Annotated in this window: 19 protein-coding genes and 6 pseudogenes; 8 read left to right on the top strand and 17 right to left on the bottom strand. The window is 53.3% G+C overall.

Translation table 11 applies throughout. The features are described from left to right. Positions 1 to 2 precede the first annotated feature (2 nt). The 7 genes and pseudogenes from A0V43_RS03935 to A0V43_RS03905 form a co-directional block, all read right to left on the bottom strand. Positions 3 to 422, bottom strand: a pseudogene (locus tag A0V43_RS03935) (ABC transporter permease); the annotation flags it as partial. Positions 423 to 661: 239 nt separating this feature from the next. Next, positions 662 to 1963, bottom strand: a pseudogene (gene glpK / locus A0V43_RS03930) (glycerol kinase GlpK); the annotation flags it as partial. A 72-nt stretch (positions 1964 to 2035) separates the two neighbouring features. Beyond that, positions 2036 to 3297 (bottom strand): annotated as a pseudogene (ltrA, locus tag A0V43_RS03925) (group II intron reverse transcriptase/maturase). Positions 3298 to 3832: 535 nt separating this feature from the next. Next, positions 3833 to 4045 (bottom strand): annotated as a pseudogene (locus tag A0V43_RS03920) (FGGY family carbohydrate kinase); the annotation flags it as partial. 48 nt (positions 4046 to 4093) lie between these two features. After that, the gene (locus A0V43_RS03915; RefSeq protein WP_063192418.1) at positions 4094 to 4912 is read right to left on the bottom strand and encodes an MIP/aquaporin family protein; all 819 of its coding nucleotides are present in this window, start codon (positions 4910 to 4912) and stop codon (positions 4094 to 4096) included. 206 nt (positions 4913 to 5118) lie between these two features. Further along, on the bottom strand, positions 5119 to 5520 hold the full coding sequence (locus A0V43_RS03910) for a sporulation protein (RefSeq protein WP_063192417.1): 402 nt from the start codon (positions 5518 to 5520) through the stop codon (positions 5119 to 5121). A gap of 194 nt (positions 5521 to 5714) precedes the next feature. After that, positions 5715 to 5966 carry a hypothetical protein gene (locus tag A0V43_RS03905; RefSeq protein WP_013145664.1) on the bottom strand — a complete coding sequence of 84 codons (252 nt, stop codon included), beginning with the start codon at positions 5964 to 5966 and terminating at the stop codon, positions 5715 to 5717. Between the two features lie 320 nt (positions 5967 to 6286). Here A0V43_RS03905 and cspD point away from each other — a divergent pair, with 320 nt between their 5' ends. Beyond that, complete coding sequence (cspD, locus tag A0V43_RS03900) at positions 6287 to 6487, top strand: cold-shock protein CspD (protein WP_003251474.1); 201 nt, start codon at positions 6287 to 6289, stop codon at positions 6485 to 6487. A 129-nt stretch (positions 6488 to 6616) separates the two neighbouring features. Continuing rightward, on the top strand, positions 6617 to 6886 hold the full coding sequence (locus A0V43_RS03895; RefSeq protein WP_063192416.1) for a DUF2564 family protein: 270 nt from the start codon (positions 6617 to 6619) through the stop codon (positions 6884 to 6886). A gap of 485 nt (positions 6887 to 7371) precedes the next feature. Here A0V43_RS03895 and A0V43_RS03890 read toward each other — a convergent pair whose 3' ends face one another. Together A0V43_RS03890 and A0V43_RS03885 are read right to left on the bottom strand one after the other, a co-directional pair. Then, positions 7372 to 7587, bottom strand: a complete 216-nt coding sequence (locus A0V43_RS03890; protein ID WP_013145666.1) for a zinc-finger domain-containing protein — start codon at positions 7585 to 7587, stop codon at positions 7372 to 7374. 6 nt (positions 7588 to 7593) lie between these two features. After that, positions 7594 to 8259 carry a ribonuclease H family protein gene (locus A0V43_RS03885; protein ID WP_015374482.1) on the bottom strand — a complete coding sequence of 222 codons (666 nt, stop codon included), beginning with the start codon at positions 8257 to 8259 and terminating at the stop codon, positions 7594 to 7596. A gap of 232 nt (positions 8260 to 8491) precedes the next feature. Between A0V43_RS03885 and A0V43_RS03880 the strand changes: the two genes are divergently transcribed. Continuing rightward, positions 8492 to 9418 (top strand): DMT family transporter, encoded by a 927-nt coding sequence (locus A0V43_RS03880; protein WP_015374481.1) that lies wholly within the window; start codon positions 8492 to 8494, stop codon positions 9416 to 9418. A 102-nt stretch (positions 9419 to 9520) separates the two neighbouring features. After that, positions 9521 to 9658, top strand: coding sequence for a small, acid-soluble spore protein L (gene sspL / locus A0V43_RS03875; protein ID WP_063192415.1), 138 nt, complete (start codon positions 9521 to 9523; stop codon positions 9656 to 9658). A 37-nt stretch (positions 9659 to 9695) separates the two neighbouring features. Here the strand turns inward: sspL and acnA are convergent. Then, positions 9696 to 12415, bottom strand: a pseudogene (gene acnA / locus A0V43_RS03870) (aconitate hydratase AcnA). A gap of 232 nt (positions 12416 to 12647) precedes the next feature. Here acnA and sspO point away from each other — a divergent pair. Beyond that, complete coding sequence (gene sspO, locus A0V43_RS03865) at positions 12648 to 12797, top strand: small acid-soluble spore protein SspO (protein ID WP_008879509.1); 150 nt, start codon at positions 12648 to 12650, stop codon at positions 12795 to 12797. Positions 12798 to 12867: 70 nt separating this feature from the next. On the opposite strand, the gene A0V43_RS03860 is transcribed toward sspO, so the two are convergent. Then, the gene (locus A0V43_RS03860; protein WP_015374479.1) at positions 12868 to 13128 is read right to left on the bottom strand and encodes a hypothetical protein; all 261 of its coding nucleotides are present in this window, start codon (positions 13126 to 13128) and stop codon (positions 12868 to 12870) included. A gap of 125 nt (positions 13129 to 13253) precedes the next feature. Between A0V43_RS03860 and A0V43_RS03855 the strand changes: the two genes are divergently transcribed. Further along, a complete protein-coding gene (locus A0V43_RS03855) occupies positions 13254 to 13400 on the top strand; it encodes a small acid-soluble spore protein P (RefSeq protein ID WP_011230843.1) in 147 nt (48 codons plus the stop codon). Positions 13401 to 13611: 211 nt separating this feature from the next. Here A0V43_RS03855 and A0V43_RS03850 read toward each other — a convergent pair. Beyond that, positions 13612 to 13731, bottom strand: a pseudogene (locus tag A0V43_RS03850) (PTS lactose/cellobiose transporter subunit IIA); the annotation flags it as partial. Positions 13732 to 13784: 53 nt separating this feature from the next. Continuing rightward, a complete protein-coding gene (locus tag A0V43_RS03845) occupies positions 13785 to 14453 on the bottom strand; it encodes a cell wall hydrolase (protein ID WP_206501582.1) in 669 nt (222 codons plus the stop codon). Between the two features lie 267 nt (positions 14454 to 14720). Here A0V43_RS03845 and A0V43_RS03840 point away from each other — a divergent pair, with 267 nt between their 5' ends. After that, a complete protein-coding gene (locus A0V43_RS03840; protein WP_011230841.1) occupies positions 14721 to 15155 on the top strand; it encodes a DUF2621 domain-containing protein in 435 nt (144 codons plus the stop codon). A 189-nt stretch (positions 15156 to 15344) separates the two neighbouring features. Here the strand turns inward: A0V43_RS03840 and A0V43_RS03835 are convergent, their stop codons facing one another. The 3 genes from A0V43_RS03835 to A0V43_RS03825 all read right to left on the bottom strand — a co-directional run bounded on the left by A0V43_RS03835 (position 15345) and on the right by A0V43_RS03825 (position 17124). Beyond that, positions 15345 to 15824 (bottom strand): CcdC family protein, encoded by a 480-nt coding sequence (locus A0V43_RS03835; RefSeq protein WP_371198483.1) that lies wholly within the window; start codon positions 15822 to 15824, stop codon positions 15345 to 15347. Positions 15825 to 16014: 190 nt separating this feature from the next. After that, positions 16015 to 16371: a response regulator gene (locus tag A0V43_RS03830; RefSeq protein ID WP_011230839.1), complete on the bottom strand. Its 357-nt coding sequence runs from the start codon at positions 16369 to 16371 to the stop codon at positions 16015 to 16017. 45 nt (positions 16372 to 16416) lie between these two features. Further along, positions 16417 to 17124 carry a cytochrome c biogenesis protein CcdA gene (locus tag A0V43_RS03825; protein WP_025951176.1) on the bottom strand — a complete coding sequence of 236 codons (708 nt, stop codon included), beginning with the start codon at positions 17122 to 17124 and terminating at the stop codon, positions 16417 to 16419. A 168-nt stretch (positions 17125 to 17292) separates the two neighbouring features. Here A0V43_RS03825 and A0V43_RS03820 point away from each other — a divergent pair, with 168 nt between their 5' ends. Next, positions 17293 to 17472, top strand: a complete 180-nt coding sequence (locus tag A0V43_RS03820) for an aspartyl-phosphate phosphatase Spo0E family protein (protein WP_011230836.1) — start codon at positions 17293 to 17295, stop codon at positions 17470 to 17472. Positions 17473 to 17526: 54 nt separating this feature from the next. On the opposite strand, the gene A0V43_RS03815 is transcribed toward A0V43_RS03820, so the two are convergent. Continuing rightward, entirely contained in the window at positions 17527 to 19305 is a 1779-nt protein-coding gene (locus A0V43_RS03815; protein WP_063192413.1) for an ABC transporter ATP-binding protein, read from the bottom strand. Positions 19306 to 19316 lie beyond the last annotated feature (11 nt).

Below are 19316 nucleotides of genomic sequence, written 5' to 3'. Positions count from 1 at the left end.
CCTTACTCAATGCGAATGCGCGGGTCGACCGCACTTAAAATAATGTCAGAAAGCAAGGTCCCCACAAGCGTCGCCACCCCGGAAATCATCACGAGCGCCGTCACGACGCTGTAGTCGCGCTGCATAATCGACTGCAAAAACAGTTGTCCAAGCCCTGGATAACTGTAAATGGACTCTAAAAAAACGGAACCGCCGATGAGACCCGTAATTTCATAGCCTAAAAACGCTGCGATCGGCAAAAACGAATTGCGCAAAATGTGCCGCCAGTAAATCTGGCGTTCTGGAACGCCCTTGGCGCGCGCTGTTTTCACGAAATCTTTCACTTTCGTATCAATGATTTCGCTTCGCAAATATTGAATGGTGACGACCGTGTTGATGAGCGCGCCCGATAAAGCCGGAAGCATGAGATGATTCAACTTGCTTCAACATTTTTTGTAATTTGATCCTTATCATATATGATTATTTAGAACATAAATTTGTTTGACTATATTGGTGTTTCAAACGCTCAGCTTTTTTTGTTTTATTGAATGCGCGGCGAAAAAAATCGACTTTACTCGACAAACAGAGGAGGGCGATGCTGTTTCCTTTTTCTCCGCCCCGTAACGTGCAAACCAAAATACAAAAACGCAGATGCCCATGACGAGACATCTGCGTTTTTCCATCATTTAAACGACCGCGCCGCTTGCACCGCTTTTTTCCATCCTTCATAGAGCGCGGTCCGCTTGGCGTCGTCCATCTTCGGTTCAAAGCGGCGATCCAGCTGCCATTGGGTGGCGATGTCGTCCCGGCTGTTCCAATAGCCGACGGCCAATCCGGCCAAATACGCCGCGCCCAAGGCCGTCGTTTCATTCACGACCGGCCGTTCGACCGGAACGGCCAGCAAATCGCTCTGGAACTGCATGAGGAAGTTGTTTTTCACCGCCCCGCCGTCAACGCGCAGCGTCGTCAGCGAGATGCCGGAATCGGCTTCCATGGCGGCGAGCACATCTTTTGTCTGGTAGGCGAGCGATTCCAACGTCGCCCGGATGAAATGCTCTTTCGTCGTGCCGCGCGTGAGGCCAAACACCGCGCCTCGCACCTCGCTGTCCCAATACGGGGTGCCGAGGCCGACGAACGCTGGGACGACATACACCCCGTCGGTCGACTCGACTTTTTCGGCGTACGCTTCGCTGTCCGCCGCCGTTTTGATCATCCGCAAGCCGTCGCGCAGCCATTGAATGGCAGAGCCGGCGACGAAGATGCTGCCTTCAAGGGCGTATTCGACCTTTCCGTCAATTCCCCAGGCGATCGTTGTGAGCAGCCCGTGTTTCGATTGCACCGCTTTTTCCCCCGTATTCATCAGCATAAAGCAGCCAGTGCCGTACGTATTTTTCGCCATCCCTTCCGTAAAGCACGCCTGGCCGAACAAAGCTGCCTGCTGGTCGCCCGCGGCTCCCGCGATCGGCACCTCCACGCCGAAGAAATGGTAGGGGACGGTTTTCGCGTACACTTCCGACGACGGCCGAACCTCAGGAAGCATCGCCTTCGGTACGCCTAGGATATCAAGCAGCTCGTCATCCCACTCGAGCGTATGAATGTTGAACATTAATGTGCGCGACGCGTTCGAGTAGTCGGTCACATGGGCGCGGCCGCCGGACAGCTTCCAAATGAGCCACGTATCGATCGTGCCGAAAAGCAATTCGCCGCGCTCCGCCCGTTCGCGCGCTCCGTCGACATGATCCAAAATCCATTTCACTTTTGTCCCGGAAAAATAGGCGTCAATAAGCAAGCCGGTTTTTTCGCGGAATAGCGGATCATACCCTTTCGCCTTCAGTTCATCGCAAATATCGGCCGTCTGCCGCGACTGCCAGACGATGGCGTTGTAAATCGGGTTGCCGGTGTCTTTCTCCCACACCACCGTCGTTTCCCGCTGGTTTGTAATCCCGATCCCTGCCACTTGTTCCGGCTTCACTTGCGCCTCGGATCGAGTAGGAGGGGGCGGCTAACCCCCGTCCCCTCACACCACCTAGCATGCGGGTCCGCACTAGGCGGTTCGTCAACCTTGACGGAGTTCGAAATATCGTTGCGTCAAACTCTTGAGCCCCTGAGTGGTCCAGTAGGTCTTGCCCAGGGCCTGGTGGAGTTGCGGCGTTTTCGTTGTTCTCCAAGCTCCTTTTCGGGTATTGGCGATCTCCATCACCGCTGTTTCCTTCAACCCCAGCGCCCTTAACTCACGGATTCTGGTTCTGACCCGTTTCCATTGAAGCCATTGACAGAGTCGAAGCCTCCTCCGAATCCATCCTTCGATGGTCTGAAGGACAGACGGGGTTTCGACGAGCCGAAAATACCCGATCCACCCCATGACGTATTGATTGACGCGATGAATTCGTTCTGGCATCGATATGCTCCAGTTTGGGTTGGTCAGCTGTCGGATCCGCTGTTTCAGACGTTGAATCGACCTTGGGGCGAGCCGGATTCGCGCTTTTCGTTCCGGTGTGAAGCTAAACCCCAGAAAGGCCCGTTTCCACGGGCGGTCCACCGCACTTTTCTCCTCGTTTACTTTGAGTTTGAGCGTTTTCTCCAAGAACCATTGGATGCTTTGTTTCACCCGTTGTCCCGCCCTCAGACTTTTCACATAGATGTTGCAGTCATCTGCGTAACGGCAGAATTTCAATCCTCGCTTCTCCAATTCCTTGTCTAAATCGTCGAGAAGGATGTTCGCCAGCAGGGGGCTGAGGGGGCCGCCTTGCGGCGTCCCTCCTCGGTCTGCACCTTCACCCCTTCGATCATAACGCCGGCTTGCAGGTAGGCACGGATCAGTTTCAGCACACGTTTATCCTTGACTTTTCGGGCTACCCGGCTCATCAGGATGTCATGATTGACACGGTCAAAGAACTTCTCTAGATCTATGTCAACCACGTACCGATACCCTTCCTGGATGTAGCCTTGCGCTTGCCGCACGGCATCGTGGGCGTTGCGGCCCGGACGGAATCCGAAGCTGGAAGGGGAGAAGTCTGGATCGAAAATGGGTGTGAGTTCTTGAAGAATGGCTTGTTGGATCAGCCGGTCCACCACGGTGGGAATGCCTAGCTGCCGTGTGCCGCCGCCCGGTTTCGGGATTTCGACCCTGCGGACAGGCGCCGGCCGGTAAGTTCCCGCCAAGAGTTGGGCGCGGATTGTGCTCCAGTGAGCGCGGATGTAATCACGGAGTTGATCGGTTGATACTCCGTCGATTCCCGGTGCTCCTTGGTTCGCTTCGACCCGTTTGAGCGCCGTGATGAGGTTGTCTCTCGCTAAGATGCGTTCCAACAAAGCCATCGTGATCTTCTCCTTCCGCGGGATGAGATTCAGGTCTTGCCGGGTTGCGCTCAGCCCTCGACCTGAGGCCCTCTGGGCTTCACCCTTGCTTCCTCAGATGAGTTCCGAAAGGAATTCTGCTTCGACACGCAACATCTCGAAAGAGTCTGATTCATCCCTGAGTTGACGTTCGGCCCTTCCTGTTTCAGGCGTCCCTTACTCCAGTACTATGGCCTCTGCTGACTCCTGTACGTTCAGCAGAGCCTTTCGACTCTGGTTGCCATCGTCAGAAGGCGTTCCGTACAGGCCTCCCCGGATAAGGATGGACACTTTCCACTCATGTACCTGCCCAATCTACCTCCACAGCCCTTGGCGGCTTAGGACTTCGTCTTGTTGTGCAGACTCGTCCGACTGTGACGGCCTCCCATTGGGTTCGTGTACCTCAGGTCGAGTGTTTGCTTCCAGCTTCCTTCAGATTCCACCTCGCGGTGGACACCCTTGCTTTCAGCTAACGGTAGGCGCTCGCCAGCCCCCGTTCGGGACTTTCACCCTATAGCGTCGCACCCATGCCGGGCGTACACAAAACGCTCGCGATGACGGCGAGCACCGAGCCCCAAATTTCGTTCGCGTTATGCTCGACCCAGCCGGGCTGCGGAAAATATTGCGTAAACTCTTTTTGCGCCATATGAACGATTTCGCCCTTTTGATTGAACAAAATCGCGCGCGAACTCGTTGTGCCTTGGTCGATGGCTAACATGTATTGATTCATGACATTCTTCTCCCTTCTCCTTGATTTGTTTGCAACCCCGTACGCCAACTAGAGAGAACGGCGGCTTGCGGCGCTCACTGTCTTTCCGTTTGTCATCTTCGCCGCCGCCAAAACGGCTGCCGTTGCCGCCAGCACTCCCCATAATGCGCCTGACGGTTTTCCCAAGAAAACAGCTTTATACACCAAACTTCCTAGCGCGCCGCCAAGCAGCGGTCCGACGATCGGCACCCATGCGTACGACCAGTTTGATGATCCTTTCCCTGGGATGGGCAGCAAAAAGTGAGCTAACCGAGGCCCAAAGTCTCGAGCGGGATTAATGGCGTATCCCGTCGTACCGCCAAGCGACAGTCCAATCGCCACGATCAAAAAACCAACGATAAATGGATTGAGCCCATCAGCGAATTTGTTGGCGCCAATGGCCAAGATGGCCAAAACCAACACAAACGTTCCGATGATCTCGCTAAGCAAGTTGGCAGCCGTATTCGGCACGGCCGGACCCGTCGCAAACACGCCAAGCTTGACACCCGGGTCGTCTGTTTCCTTCCAATGCGGCCAATAGTGGAGATAGACGACGGCAGCCCCAACCATAGCGCCAAGTACTTGTGCCAACACATAGCCAGGGACATCTTTCCATGGAAAATCGCCGCTTATGGCCAATGCCACTGTCAGCGCTGGATTGAGATGGGCGCCACTATACCGGCCGACAGCGTATACGGCCACGGCCACCGCCAACCCCCACCCCATCGTAATGACAATCCAGCCGGAGTTGGCCGCGTATGATTTTTTCAAGTTGACCCCGGCGCACACACCCGCGCCGAAAATGATGAGCAAGGCTGTGCCGATGAGCTCCCCTAAAAATGGCGACATTTGTTCTCTTCCCCTTTTCTTATTTCGTGATTTCTTCTTCCATTTCCTGTTTGTCCAGCCCCTCCGGAGGGTGAACCGTTGGGTGAAAAAGCAAAAACCCACACACTTCCCCGCTCATCAACGAGGAATATGTGTGGGTCTCCGCTTCTCCACCACAACGTTATTAACTTGCTTTTAGCATATCACCTGTTGAAAACGCTGTCAACCTATTTTTTCGGCAAAATTTGCACGTAATCGAAGTCGAGCGTATCGACCGCGTCTTCGATATGAAGGCGGGTGATGAACCGGTACGACCGGCCGGGGCGCGATGGCGGCAATGTTTCCGGAATCGTGTAGGAAAACGGGATCTCTTTTTTCTCGCCCGGCTTGATCGAAAACGTTCCGGCCGCCGGAATGACGGCGACAATGTCATCCAGTTCCTTGCCGTTTTCGATCGTTTTTTGCACGAGCTCCACATCGAGCCGCTCGATCATTTGTTCCACCGTTCCGCCGTAAATGTGGACGATCCCTTGAATCATTTCCCCCTGGCGCCATAACGATTTATTTAAGATCAAGTCGACGTGCGCCGACCCGACTCCGACTCTGGACATCATTTTGCGCAATAACACCGCAGTCACCTCTTTGTCTCTCTTGTCATATCATCATACGAAAAAACGAAGCCGCCTGTTTCAACGCGAGCCAAAAAAGAAACAGACGATGCTCTTGCGGCACGTCTGCCCCTGGGAGAAACAGGGACGAATGCGGCTTATTTTGTTACCGCTTACATTTGAGATTACCGCATTCGCCTTCCGCTGTCAATTGGTTATTCGTACACATTTTCGTTTTCGATAATGTAATCGATCCGAATGACCGGGACGTCCTGTTGCTCGACTTCCGCAACAATCAAGCCGACGCGGTCATTATAGATGCAAAACATATCCTGCCCTTTGCGAAACGCCGACTCTCCGTACGAAAGAACCATGTGGTAAATTTTATTGTCGCTGAAATAGCGGCGGCTGACCCGGTTTCCCAATCGAACGATCACTTCTTTTCCCGCGATTTTTCCGCGGTACATCCGCTTCTCCCCTTTTCGTCGTTCCTATTCCAATGTATGGCCGTTGTTGCCCGCTCATGACTTTTTTCTCCCCGGACGGCCTGTTTTCCTTTGCTGAACAGCATTTTTTCAGCGGGGGACACTTTTTTTCGGAAATTTCCTTTCTTTTGCTTGACGCGGCAGCTCCGAATAGTGTATAGTGAAGTCATCACATAACAGAATATATTTCAGGCATTCAACATGAAGACGCATCTTGGATGGCTGTGAAGTATATTTTGTTATTTGATAAAAATCTTGAGGTTAGCCGAACAGGCTAAAGGTATTAGGAGGAATTCAGTATTATGCAACGTGGTAAAGTAAAATGGTTTAACAACGAAAAAGGTTACGGTTTCATCGAAGTGGAAGGCGGTTCCGACGTATTCGTCCACTTCACGGCGATCCAAGGTGAAGGGTTCAAAACGTTAGAAGAAGGCCAAGAAGTTTCGTTTGAAATCGTCCAAGGAAACCGCGGACCGCAAGCAGCGAACGTTGTCAAATTATAAGACTTCGTTGACATAGACGAGAGAACGGGAGCGGAACGAGAGGCACTCTGTTTAAGCAGGGTGCCTTTTTCATTGCGATTTGCATAGATTCCATCAAACGGCAAACAATAAAGAAAGGGAGGTGTTCATATGGCCAGACGCGATGCCGACATACATACGGGATACAATGACTTAAAGCAAGTGGAAATGTTCGTCGAGACGGCGGAGAAAATGGTCGGCCAGGCGACGATGCAGCTCGACCCCGAGATGTTTCGCCACGCCGAACAAGCGGTGAAAAACGCCCGCGACCAACTTGCGCGCGCCCGCCAAGAAGCAACGGGCGTCGACGGTGATTTTCTCGCCCGTTGCGAACAAACATTGGCCCGCGCCGAACATCAGCTTCGCGAGGCGCAGCAATAACAGCAAAACGATATATATAGATGCAACGAAGAAGTTTAACATATCCTTAACGGAAAAGCGGTTTTCCCCTTTTCGACTGTCGGAGGAAAGCCACAGGCTTCTCCGTCACGCCTTGGCGTGACGGAGGACCGAACAACCGCCTGCTTCACAGACCCATATAATGGGTCTGGAAGCGGCGTTGTTCGGTCGCCCGACAGTCGATCCAATGCTCAGTAAAAGCTACAAATGTGAAAATTTTAAATTGCATCTATTAAGGCGGAGGACAAACAGCGATTTCCTTTTGGAGCGAAAAGAAGAACAGCTTTTGAGGTTTCTCCATGTTAAAACGTATGTTCTGTCAATCACCGGCCTTCGCAGCGCATCCGCTTCCTCCGTTCAAACGCCAAAGCTTGCCTGGTCGCAGCCGGCACCGCCCCAGGCTCGCGAAAGCGCAGATTGGGGCTCCTATCGCCCGCACCAACCGCCTCTTGAAAAAAATTCCTTCATTACCGACGCGGACGCGGCGGCGCTGATAGAAGCATCTCCCCGTACTGCCGCATTTGTTCCCCGACCGTGCATTGCTGGATGCAAAACGATTGGGCGTACGTTTTGCCGTACTCTTTCCGGAACGTGCTTTTTAAAAAGCAGCCATCGCAGTACGTTTCCTCCAGCCAAGCGATTTGGTCCAATATTTCTTTGCGTCGGTTCCGCTTCTTTCCCATACGACCTTACCCTTTCCCTGTCAATTCCGTTCGGCTTGTGATGATCTGCCCTTCAAGCGCCTGGCGGGCGAGCGAATCCGCCTCTTTATTTTGTTTGCGCGAAATCGGCTCGTACGCCGGTTCGATGTGAAGCTCGCGCATTTTCGCTTCAATGCGGTCAAGCCAGATGTTGAAATCGTCCTCAAAACACGGCCAATCGCCGGACAGCTGCTTTAACACGACGTGGGAGTCGCCGCGGAACGTCACCGGCAAATGATGAACACCAAGTTCCTCGAGCAGCTGCATGACAAACCAAAACGCCGCATACTCTGCCTCGTTATTGGATTTGATTTCGCCGAGCCGGCGGTTGGCGCGCAACCGGTAGCGATGATCGTTTTGCTTATAGTATACGACCGCGCCGGCGCCGCCTTGGGACGTCTCATGGTCAAAGCCGCCGTCGAAATACACAACGATCTCATGCGGCTCGCCGGCGATCTCCTCAAGCAGCTTTTGCAGCTCTTTTTTTGACCACACCGTGCCGTTTCGATCGATGAACTCCACTGTTTTCGTCCGCCCGGTTTTTTCAAAATCATCCGCCAAAGCGAGCGCCTTTTTGGCATCGACCCAATCGGAGACAAGAAACGCCTCTTGTTTTTTCGGCGTGATATACGTCCAGTGGATTTGTACGTCCAACGCATTGTCACCCTTCCGCGTGGCGATGATCGGAGCTGGTTTTTATTTTACCACACTTGCGCCCTTGTTCATTACCTAATATTATGCGCAAATTCTTCTTGTATCAACCATTTTGCCGCAGGCGCCCATCTTTTTTCCAAAATATCTATCTTTTTCGGCCTACTTGTGGTACACTAGCGGCTAGCACCCAAAATGAGATGGGGCGCAAGCATATGAAGAGGGAGGATTCGAATTGAAGCGTCAAACCATAGCCGATCTGAGTCTGCTCATGGTGACGTTCGTCTGGGGGGCGACGTTCGTCGTCGTCCAAAATGCCATTTCGTTTTTGGAGCCGTTGTCGTTTAACGCCGTTCGCTTCAGTTTGGCCGGCTTGTTGCTTCTCACCTGGATCGCTGCCGCTTCCCGCCCACTCTTCGGCCAGTTGTCATGGCGAGTCATCGGCGCTGGAGCGTGGATGGGGCTATGGCTGTTTTGTGGCTACGCATTCCAAACGATCGGACTGTTGTATACCACTTCCTCGAAAGCCGGCTTTATTACCGGACTGAGCGTTGTGCTCGTTCCATTGTTTTCCTTTTTGATTTTAAAGCAAAAACCGTCTGTGAATGCGGTCGTTGGAGCGGCACTTGCCGCGTTCGGCCTGTATTGGCTGACAGGGGGAGCGGAGCTGTCGTTCAATCAGGGCGATTTCTTTGTCTTTCTTTGTGCTGTTTCCTTTGCCATGCACATTATCGTCACCGGCCGCTATTCCTCTCAGCATTCGACGATGCTGTTGACCATGGTGCAAATTTTTACCGTCGGCATCCTCTGTTTCTTCTTTGCCTTTTGGTTTGAAGACGCCGCGCAAATGTGGAATATGGCGGTGCTCCGCCGTCCGGAAGTATGGGGGGCGCTCGCTGTGACATCGTTGTTGGCGACGACCGCGGCGTTTCTCATCCAAACGGCGGTGCAAAAATATACGACTCCCGCCCATGTCGCGCTGATTTTCGCCATGGAGCCCGTGTTCGCCGCTTTGACCGCCTACCTTTGGGCTGGAGAGCGGCTGTCGCCATCGGCCTGGCTTGGCGGCGCTGCGATTTTGGCCGGCATGATTTTCGCCGAACTGCCAAGCATGCGCCTCTGGGGCAGACGGTGGCGGGAAAAGCGGAACATCCCATCGTAGCCGCAACGATTGCTCTTAGCGAAAAACAGTGAAGCTTTCCTCCTTTGCTTATATTTTGACCAAGGGCGGCCATACTATCCGTAAAGAGCGGAGGTGAGAGCAATGACCAAAAACGGCGGCCGAAACCGCGGCACGAAGGCGCCGGGCGTCAACCCGCAAGGCTTTGGCCAAGACGGAACGTTCACCCCGGATCCAAAAAGCAAGCTTGAGAACGCAGCGAAAAAGCTCAGCACAAAATAAAAGCAGGCTTCCCGATATGGGAGCCTGCTTTTTGTCGTTATTGTTTCACTTTCGCCAATTTTTCGCGCAACACCATTTGCAAAATGCCGCCGTGGCGATAGTAGTCGATTTCGACTTCACTGTCAAAGCGGACGATGACCTCAAATTCTTTCTTCTCACCCGTATCCGGGTTCGTCGCCGTCACTTTGACGAGATCGCGCGGTTTGACGTTTTCATCGATGTGAATGTCGAACACTTCTTTACCCGTCAAGCCGAGCGTCTCCGCATTTTCGCCTTCTTTGAATTGCAGCGGCAGGACGCCCATCAAAACGAGGTTCGAGCGGTGGATGCGCTCAAAGCTTTCGGCGATGACCGTTTTAATGCCGAGCAAGAACGTCCCTTTCGCCGCCCAGTCGCGCGAGCTGCCCATGCCGTAGTCTTTGCCGGCGATGACGACAAGCCCAGTGCCGTCTTGTTTGTATCTCATGCACGCATCGTACATCGACATCACTTCGCCGGTCGGCCAGTACGTCGTATAGCCGCCTTCCGTGCCCGGCGCGATTTGGTTGCGGATGCGGATGTTGGCGAACGTGCCGCGCATCATCACTTCATGGTTGCCGCGCCGCGAACCGTACGAGTTGAAATCTTTCGGCTCGACGCCTTTCGAGATCAAGTATTGGCCTGCCGGCGTGTTTTTGCCGATCGACCCAGCTGGCGAAATATGGTCAGTCGTGACCGAATCGCCGAACTTGCCGACGACGCGCAAGCCGGTGAGAGGTTCGACTTTGCGCACTTCCGGCGACAAGCCTTCAAAGAACGGCGGATTTTGAATGTACGTCGAGTTTTCATCCCATTGGTACAGCGGCTCATCCGTCGTTTCGATGGCGTTCCAGCGCGGATTGCCGTCGAACACGCGCTCATATTCTTTGCGGAACAGTTCTGGATCGACCGCTTGCTTGACGACATTCTTCACTTCTTCCATCGACGGCCAAATGTCGCGGAAATAGACGTCGTTGCCGTCTTTGTCTTTGCCAATCGGCTCGTTAAGCAAGTCAATGTCGACCGTGCCGGCGAGCGCATAGGCGACAACAAGCGGCGGCGATGCCAAATAGTTGCCTTTGACAAGCGGGTGGATGCGGCCTTCAAAGTTCCGGTTGCCGGACAGGACGCTTGTCACGAGCAGATCGCTTTCCGCGAGCGCTTTTTCGAGCTCCGGCGCAAGCGGACCTGAGTTGCCGATGCATGTCGTGCAGCCGTAGCCGACAATGTTGAAACCGAGCTGCTGGAGATACGGAAGCAGCCCCGAGTCACGCAAGTAGCCGGTGACGACTTTCGAGCCCGGCGCGAGCGACGTTTTCACGTATTTCGGCACTTGCAAGCCTTTTTCGACCGCTTTTTTCGCCACTAAACCAGCGGCGACAAGCACGTACGGGTTCGACGTGTTCGTACAGCTTGTGATGGCCGCGATGACGACAGCGCCCGTTTTCAATTTCACTTGTTCGCCGTTCAGCTCGACCGTAATTTCCCGCTCCAAGTCCGCTTCCGTCAAGCCAAAGCCTTGGTTGCCTTGCGGCGCTTTCACCGCGTCGCGGAACGACTGTTTCATTTTCGAGAGCGGGATCAAGTCTTGCGGCCGTTTCGGGCCAGACAAGTTCGTTTCAATTTCCGACAAGTTGATTTCCACCACATCCGTAAACACCGGCTCCGGTGCATCCGGCGTGTAGAACAAACCGTTCGCTTTGCAATACGCTTCGACGACTTGAACGTGATGTTCGTCGCGGCCGGTCAAGCGCAAATAGTCAAGCGCTTCAGCGTCGACCGGGAAGAAGCCGCACGTTGCCCCGTATTCCGGCGCCATGTTGGCAATCGTCGCCCGGTCGGCAAGCGGCAAAGTCGCTACTCCTGGTCCGAAAAATTCAACGAATTTGCCGACGACGCCTTTTTTCCGCAGCACTTGCGTCACCTTAAGCGCCAAGTCCGTGGCCGTCGCTCCGTCCGGCAGCTTGCCTGTCAGGCGGACGCCGATGACTTCCGGCACCGGGAAGTACGACGGTTGGCCGAGCATGCCGGCTTCCGCTTCAATGCCGCCGACCCCCAACCGAGGACGCCGAGGCCGTTGATCATCGTCGTATGCGAGTCCGTGCCGACAAGCGTATCCGGGAACGCTTCGTACTCGCCATTTTCCCCTTCGACCGCGTGAACGACGCTGGCCAAATATTCCAAGTTCACTTGGTGGACGATCCCCGTTGCCGGCGGAACGGCACGATAGTTGTTAAACGCTTTTTGCGCCCATTTCAAAAACTTGTACCGTTCGGCGTTCCGTTTGAATTCCAAATCCATGTTGTACTCCAGCGCATCGTCTGACCCGTAGCGGTCGACTTGCACCGAGTGGTCGATAACGAGATCGACCGGAATTTCCGGGTTGATTTCGTACGGGTCGCCGCCTAGATCCGCCATCGCTTTGCGCATCGAAGCCAAATCGACGACGGCCGGCACGCCGGTGAAGTCTTGCAAAATGACGCGCGACGGCTTAAACGGCACGTCGATGTCTTTCATTTCCGGCGTTCCCCATTTCGCCAAGTTTTCGACGTGCTCTTTCGTGATGACGCGGCCATCGACTTGGCGAAGCACCGATTCAAGCAACACTTTGATCGAGTACGGCAGGCGGCTCACCTGGCCGATGCCCGCTTCTTCAAGCGCTTGCAAACGGTAGTAGTTGTACGTTTTGCCGTTTACAACAAACGAAGAGCGGGCGTTGAACACATCTTGTTTCGCCATATGTATAACCCCTTCACTTCACAATAATACTATACTATTTTTTCGCACAAAAGTCGAAAAAATAGCATGAATTCTCCCAATCCCCATAAAGTTTGGCACGACTTTATCTTATTATAGAACAGCACAAGTTGTAAATAATGATTTCCAATGTCTCGCCATATTACTTCCTTACCGCGGCAAAAGAGGAATAAGGCGCCCGTTTCGTTGCAAACTAGAAGCGGAGGTGAAACGAATGGCAAAGCGAAAAGCAAACCACGTGATCCCTGGCATGAACGCCGCCAAAGCGCAAGGAATGGGAGCCGGCTACAATGAAGAGTTTTCCAATGAACCACTGACAGAAGCCCAGCGCCAAAACAACAAAAAACGAAAAAAGAACCAATAGCATGGCGGCCATTTCGCCATCCCGGACTGCCATAGCATGCAAAAAGGGAATGACCGCCGCCGGCATTCCCTTACTCGTTCTCATTGACTTCGTCAACGATCGCCTGCAAATCGCTGCGGAATTTCTCAAGCTGCATGCGCTGTGTTTCCGAGGCGACTTCAAGCGCGTTTTCAATTTGTGCAAACGCTTCGTTCACTTCCTGCCGCAAATGGGCTAACTGATGGCCGTAATCGGCTTGATCGCGGACGAGATGGTCATGCCACTCTTTTGCCTCCATCGTCGCCTTTTGCGCCGCCTGAAACGCGTCTTGCTTCGTTTTATGATAAACCATGGCTCGTTCCTCCTTCGCAGTCATCGCGGTCGTTCACTACTTATCGTTTCAAACCGGGCGCAAATTATGCGCCGAATAAGCAAAAGCACAACGCCGCATGCTAACGGACAAAGGAGGGACAACAAATGACGAACAAAAACGACGGCAAAGATATGCGCAAAAACGCCCCAAAAGGCGACAATCCTGGGCAGCCGGAGCCGCTTGACGGTTCGAAAAAAGTGAAGAACCGCAATCACACGCGGCAAAAGCACAACACAAGCCACGATATGTGACGAAAACAAGCGGAGTTTCCTTATCTCCGTTTAGCCGCGCCCGGCGGCAGCCGGGCGGGCTGAACGGCTGTCGTCATTATGTTTACATAATAAAATTATTGTAAAATCAACAAAGCGGGCGGCCGCTAGAACAGCCCGTTGCCGCCCGCCTTGGGTTCATTCCCGTTGAAGCGAATCATCCTCACCCGGTCAACAAGCCGGCCGACGGCGATTATGATTCGGCTGTTTGCCGCTTGAGCGCTTCATACAGCTCCACGAATTCAGCGGCTAAGTCCTTGACCGTGATCGCCGTCATGAAATGATCTTGGGCATGCACCACAAGAAGCGTCACCACCGGCTGCCGCTATGCACAAAACAAAAGAACGAGGCCTTATTCGACCCCGTTCATCTCGTGAAGACATGGTGCCCGATGCGAATCGTCACCGGACGCGACAACATCCATTTGTCTTTTGTGATTTTCGGATTGTAGAAATAAAGCGAGCCGCGGCGATCGTTTGGGAATAAGGCCAGCGCCTTGTCGACCGCCTCGTAATCCTGCTTGGTCGGCTGAATGCGGGTCAATTTCCCCGTTTTGGCTGGTACAAACGCATAGCCGGATTTCGTTTTTTGATAAATGACGCCGCGCACCGTCTTTGGAAACTCCGGATGCTTTGTGCGGTTTAAAACCACAAGCGCCACTTCCACCTTGCCGGCAAACGGCTCGCTCGAACCGGCCTCCGCTTGCACAAGCTGGGCGAGAAGCTTCCGGTCAGCGGCGCTTAATGAGATCGATTTCTTCTTTGCCGGCGCCGAAGCCGATCGCTTCGCCGCAGCCGGCACTTTCAGCCTTTCTCCGGCATAAATGGCACCGCTTTTTAAGTGATTTAACAACTTTAACGAAGCAACCGTAGTATGATATTGTTTGGCGATCTTCGACAACGTATCGCCTTTTTTCACTTGATAGTATGTATACGAGCCAGCCGCTTCCGCCGACAGCCCATGAGAGCTTAACGCCATACAGCAAGTGATCGCGAGCGCTGCAATCGTCTTTTTCACTCTGCGCATCCCCCTCATCGTTGCCTTTTGGCTTTTTTCTGTTTACTAGATTAGCAGGCAAAGAAGGGAACGTCACTGTATATCTTTTCCATACAAAACGGCCGGCGGCTTTCCATCCATTGGCGCTGTAAGGCGGGACAAGCTTTTTTACAGTTGCATTACAGTTGCGTTACACTTCGTAACAAGCCGCCGTTTGAAACTTGCCAAACAGCAAGCTTTTCGACATAATAGTAGACGAATCTTGCCTATGGCAAAACAGTTGATCATCATGTTGGGGTGGGGATCGTGCTGACCGGATGGTTTCTTTGGTTTATTTTGCTTTGGGTCGTCTTTTTGCTTGTCATGATGTCGATCGGCGGCTTTTTCATGTTCCGCAAGTTTTTGAAGCGGCTGCCGAAAGAAGATGGAAAATCGGAGCTCGACTGGCAGGAATATTACATTGAACAGACGCGCCATTTATGGGGGGAAGAAGAAAAAGCGCTGCTTGAGGAATTGGTTCGCCCTGTGCCGGAATTGTTCCGCGACGTGGCGCGGCAAAAGATCGCCGGCAAAATCGGCGAGCTTGCGCTCAAGGAGCAGGCGCCGCGCATCACACGCGACTTGCTGATCCGCGGCTACATCATCGCAACCCCCAAGCGCGACCATAAGTTTTTGATCCGGACATTGCAGGCGAAGAACATCGATCTCGCCCCTTATAAACATTTATTGGAAAGCCGCTGACGTTCCGCCTTTCGTCTAAGGCTGACCGGCGGCTTTCGTCTGTTTCAGCATGAAAAAAGCGGCCCAAACAAGCAGCTTTTTCGGCCGGAACCGACGACTTCAGCTCCGTCTGCGGGAAAATTCCAGGGAAGCGAAGTGAAGTGGCTTGGCGCAACAAAAAAGGGAGCTGTCCATCAGCGGGACAGCTCTTTATGTCAGCACTGGCGGTTTCAGCTGCGCCGCCAGCTTTCTATACGAAACGTACATCGCAATCCGCCATGGGACGATCATCGAAAACGCGAGCAAATAAAACATGCCGCTTAACTGGCGGTAGTCGATCGTTCGTCCTAAATACGTTTTCAAGCCAAGGCGAATGACAATCAACCCGAGCAAAATCCAAATAAAGGATTTTGAGCGTTTCAAATAAATCTCATTGCCGCGGATTTCAAATTTCGACGTTTTAATGAGAAACAGCGAGAAAAACAGGCCGAGAATGACCGCCTCGATCAGTTCCCCGCGCGTAACGCGAAAGACCGGATCGATGAACATCAGCGCTCCGGTGCTCATAAACAGCGGCGGCAAAATAATTTTTTTGGCATTCGTCGGCTTTTCCGACGCCTTCATGCGCACAAAAAAGATGAAAAACGCCATCACAACGGCGATGAGCGATGTAACAAGCGCCAAAGCCATCACCTTCTTCCGACAAAATTCACGAACAACGCCATTATAGCAAAAAACACTTTGCTTGCCTATCGTGCTCTAAAGCCGCCTCCGGCCAACATCGCGCCAGCGCCCCTCCTCTTCCTTGCCATGAGAAGCGCCCCCAGCTGTCTTCGGTCATAAGCGGCGCCTTCCTATGTCGTACGGAGCCGAAGTCCGCTTACAAAAGACGGGCAATCGCCTCGAGCACGCGGGTTTCTTCAAACGGCTTGACGATGAAGTCGGCCGCTCCGGCTTCAATGGCCTCAACGACCATACGCTGCTGCCCGAGCGCCGAGCAGATGATGATTTTCGCCCCGGGATCGATCTCCTTAATCGCCCGCACCGCTTCAATCCCATTCATGACCGGCATCGTAATATCCATGATGACAAGATCGGGGCGCAGCCGGCGATACAGCTCGACCGCCTCTTTGCCGTTTTCCGCCTCACCGGCTACGGTGTGATCCGTTTTTTCCAGTATGCGCGCCAGCGTTACCCGCATAAACTTCGCATCGTCAGCAATTAAAATGGCAGCCATCTTTCCATCGCCCTCTCCTCAACGATATTCCTCCAACAACAGCCGCTAAAAACCGGTGAAACCGCCAAACAAGCTTGTCGTATAAGCAATCAGCTTTGTCATCCAGTCAAAATACAAAAGGATGCCCATCGCCACCATGACATAGCCGCCCGCCTTCATGATGGATGCGCTATGGCGGCGGATCCATTGCAGCTTGCCGATAAAAAAGGACAACATGAAAAACGGAACGGCAAATCCGAGCGTATAAGCAAGCATATACACCATTCCTGAGCCCGGATTGGTGGCGGCTAGAGCGACAACCGCCACCAAAATCGGCCCCATGCACGGCGTCCAACCGGCGGCAAACGCCATGCCGATCAGCACGGAGCCGACATATCCCGATGGCCGTTCACGAAACGAAATGCGCCGGTCTTTCAGCAAAAACGCCGGCTTCCACAGCCCGGCAACGACGAGGCCGAGAGCGACGATCACGACCGCGCCGATTTGCCGGATCGCATCTTGATAATCAACAAACAGCCTTCCAAGCAGCGAGGTGCCAAAGCCAAGCGAGATAAAAATGAGCGAGAAGCCGAGCAAAAAGCAAAGCGTATGCCATAAGCTGCGGCGGTTCAGCATCGCGTTTTCCTCTTTCAACTCGCTGACCGACACGCCGGTGATATACGATAAAAACGCCGGATAAAGCGGCAAGCAGCACGGGGAAATAAACGACAAAAACCCGGCGCCGAACGCTAAAAATAGATTGAGATCATTCATTGGTGAACCAGCCCCTGCTTTTTTACTTTTTATTTTAGCAGAATTCCTTCTTCCCGTAACGTGTTTCTCATTGTTCCTGGTCAATTTTTCTATTTTCCATTTTTGCGTTCACTGATAAAATAGTATAAAGCACCATACACAATACTTCAAGCAAAGGACGGTCGATTCGTGCCGAAATGCAAATTGTTGACCTTGATTGAACAAAAGCGGATGGAGCTTGTCGACACGGTGGCCAAAACGGGGTTAAACTCCGCGGCGGCCATGAAAATCAGCAAAGAACTTGACACGTTGCTCAATGCCTATCAACGCGAACAAACCAAGCGGCGAAAGCAAAGCGCCTCCCGCTAGGCGGGATGTGGCGCTTTCTTCTTTTTATTCCAAGCAGGGGCAAAACGCCGCCATTTACGCATGGACGTCGACAAGGCCGTTTTGCAGCAAGTACATTTGGTAGTAAAGCCCTTTTTGCGCCAGCAGTTGCTGATGCGTACCGCGCTCGATGATTTCGCCGCGGTGGAGGACGAAAATTTGATCGGCGTCTTGAATCGTTGATAGACGGTGGGCGATGACGATCGTCGTCCGCCCTTTCCGCATGCGCATGAGCGCATCTTGAATCGCTTCCTCTGTTTCGGTGTCAATATGGGCGGTCGCCTCATCGAGCACCAAAATTTTCGGATCAGCAGCGATCGTGCGAGCAAAGGAAAGAAGCTGGCGCTGACCGCTTGATAACGTCGCCCCGCGCTCGGCGAGCACATGGTCGTAACGATCGGGCAATTGCTCAATAAACGCATCGGCCTGCACGAGCCGAGCGGCCTCCTGAATGGCTTCGTCGTCCAGTTCCTGATTATACATGCGAATGTTCTCTTTGACCGTCCCGTAAAACAAAAACGGATCTTGCAAGACAAGGCCGAGGCGGCGGCGCAGCTCAGCGCGCGAGTAATCGCGGATCGACCGGCCGTCAAGCAAAATATCGCCGCGGTCAAACTCATAAAAGCGCATGAGCAAGTTGATGATCGAACTTTTGCCGCTGCCGGTATGGCCGACAAACGCGACCGTCTGACCTGGACGGATGACAAACGACAGCCGTTTCAGCACATCCCGTTTGCCGTCGTAGGAAAAGCTGACATCCCGAAATTCGATTTCCCCGCGCTCGATTGCATGCGGCGACCAGTTTGGATTGGCCGGCGCCTCTTCTTGATGATCAAGAAGGGCAAACACGCGAGAGGCGGAAACGATCGCCTGCTGGTAAAGAGACAGGCGCATCATCATTTGCGTCACCGGTTCGAAAAAGCGCTCCAAATAGTTGACAAACGCATACAGCACGCCGATCTCAACTGGGCCATCAAGCGCCGTGATGCCAAAAAAGCTGAGCACGACCATGATCGACAACATATACACCACATCGATCGCCGGTCGAAGCAGCAGTCCATCGAGGTGGATGTTTTTCATCCCCGCCTTGTAATGCGCTTCATTGACGGCGGCAAACTCTTGATATAAACGGCGCTGCTGGCGGAACGCTTGAATGACGGCCATTCCTTGCAGCGATTCGTTCAATTTGGCGTTCAGTTCGCTCAGCCGTTCGCGCATCTCTTGATAAAACACCGAGCTGTAGCGTCGGTATGTGTGCATGATGAACGCGATCGCCGGGAGGATGAACAGGCAAAACAACGCAAGCTTAGCATCAAGCGAAAACATGGCGACAAACACGCCGATGACAAACAAGCCGTTTTGCACAAAGGCCGCTAGGACGCTGATGAACATGTCCTTGATCGCTTCTGTATCGTTCGTCACCCGCGAAACGATGCTTCCGCCCGGCGTCCGGTCAAAATAGCTCATCCCGAGCCGGTGCACTTTCGCAAACACATCCATCCGCAGCGCTTGAATGACGTGCAAAGCGAGCCGCTGAAACTCGACAAGCTGGAAGTAGGAAATGATCGTTTTCAAGACGAGCACGCCGAGATAGGCGGCGGCCAGCGCCGCCACCGGTCCAAAAGCAAGGCGGCCCGGCACCAAATAGTCGTCAATGAACACTTTCACCAAATACGGGCCGGAAAGCTCCCCGGCCGTTGCCAACAGAAGAAGCGTAAACGCAAGCGCCGTTTCTTTTTTGTATCTTCCCATATAAGCGAGCAGCCGCCATAAAACGCGCCGCTGCTCTTTTGTTGTCAACCATCGGTCGTTCATCCACTTCCCCC

It is taken from the genome of Geobacillus sp. JS12 (genome assembly GCF_001592395.1).
In the GTDB taxonomy this organism is placed as follows: domain Bacteria; phylum Bacillota; class Bacilli; order Bacillales; family Anoxybacillaceae; genus Geobacillus; species Geobacillus zalihae.
Note: the sequence above shows the minus strand (reverse complement) of the source record. Positions and strands in the feature narration are given on the sequence as shown.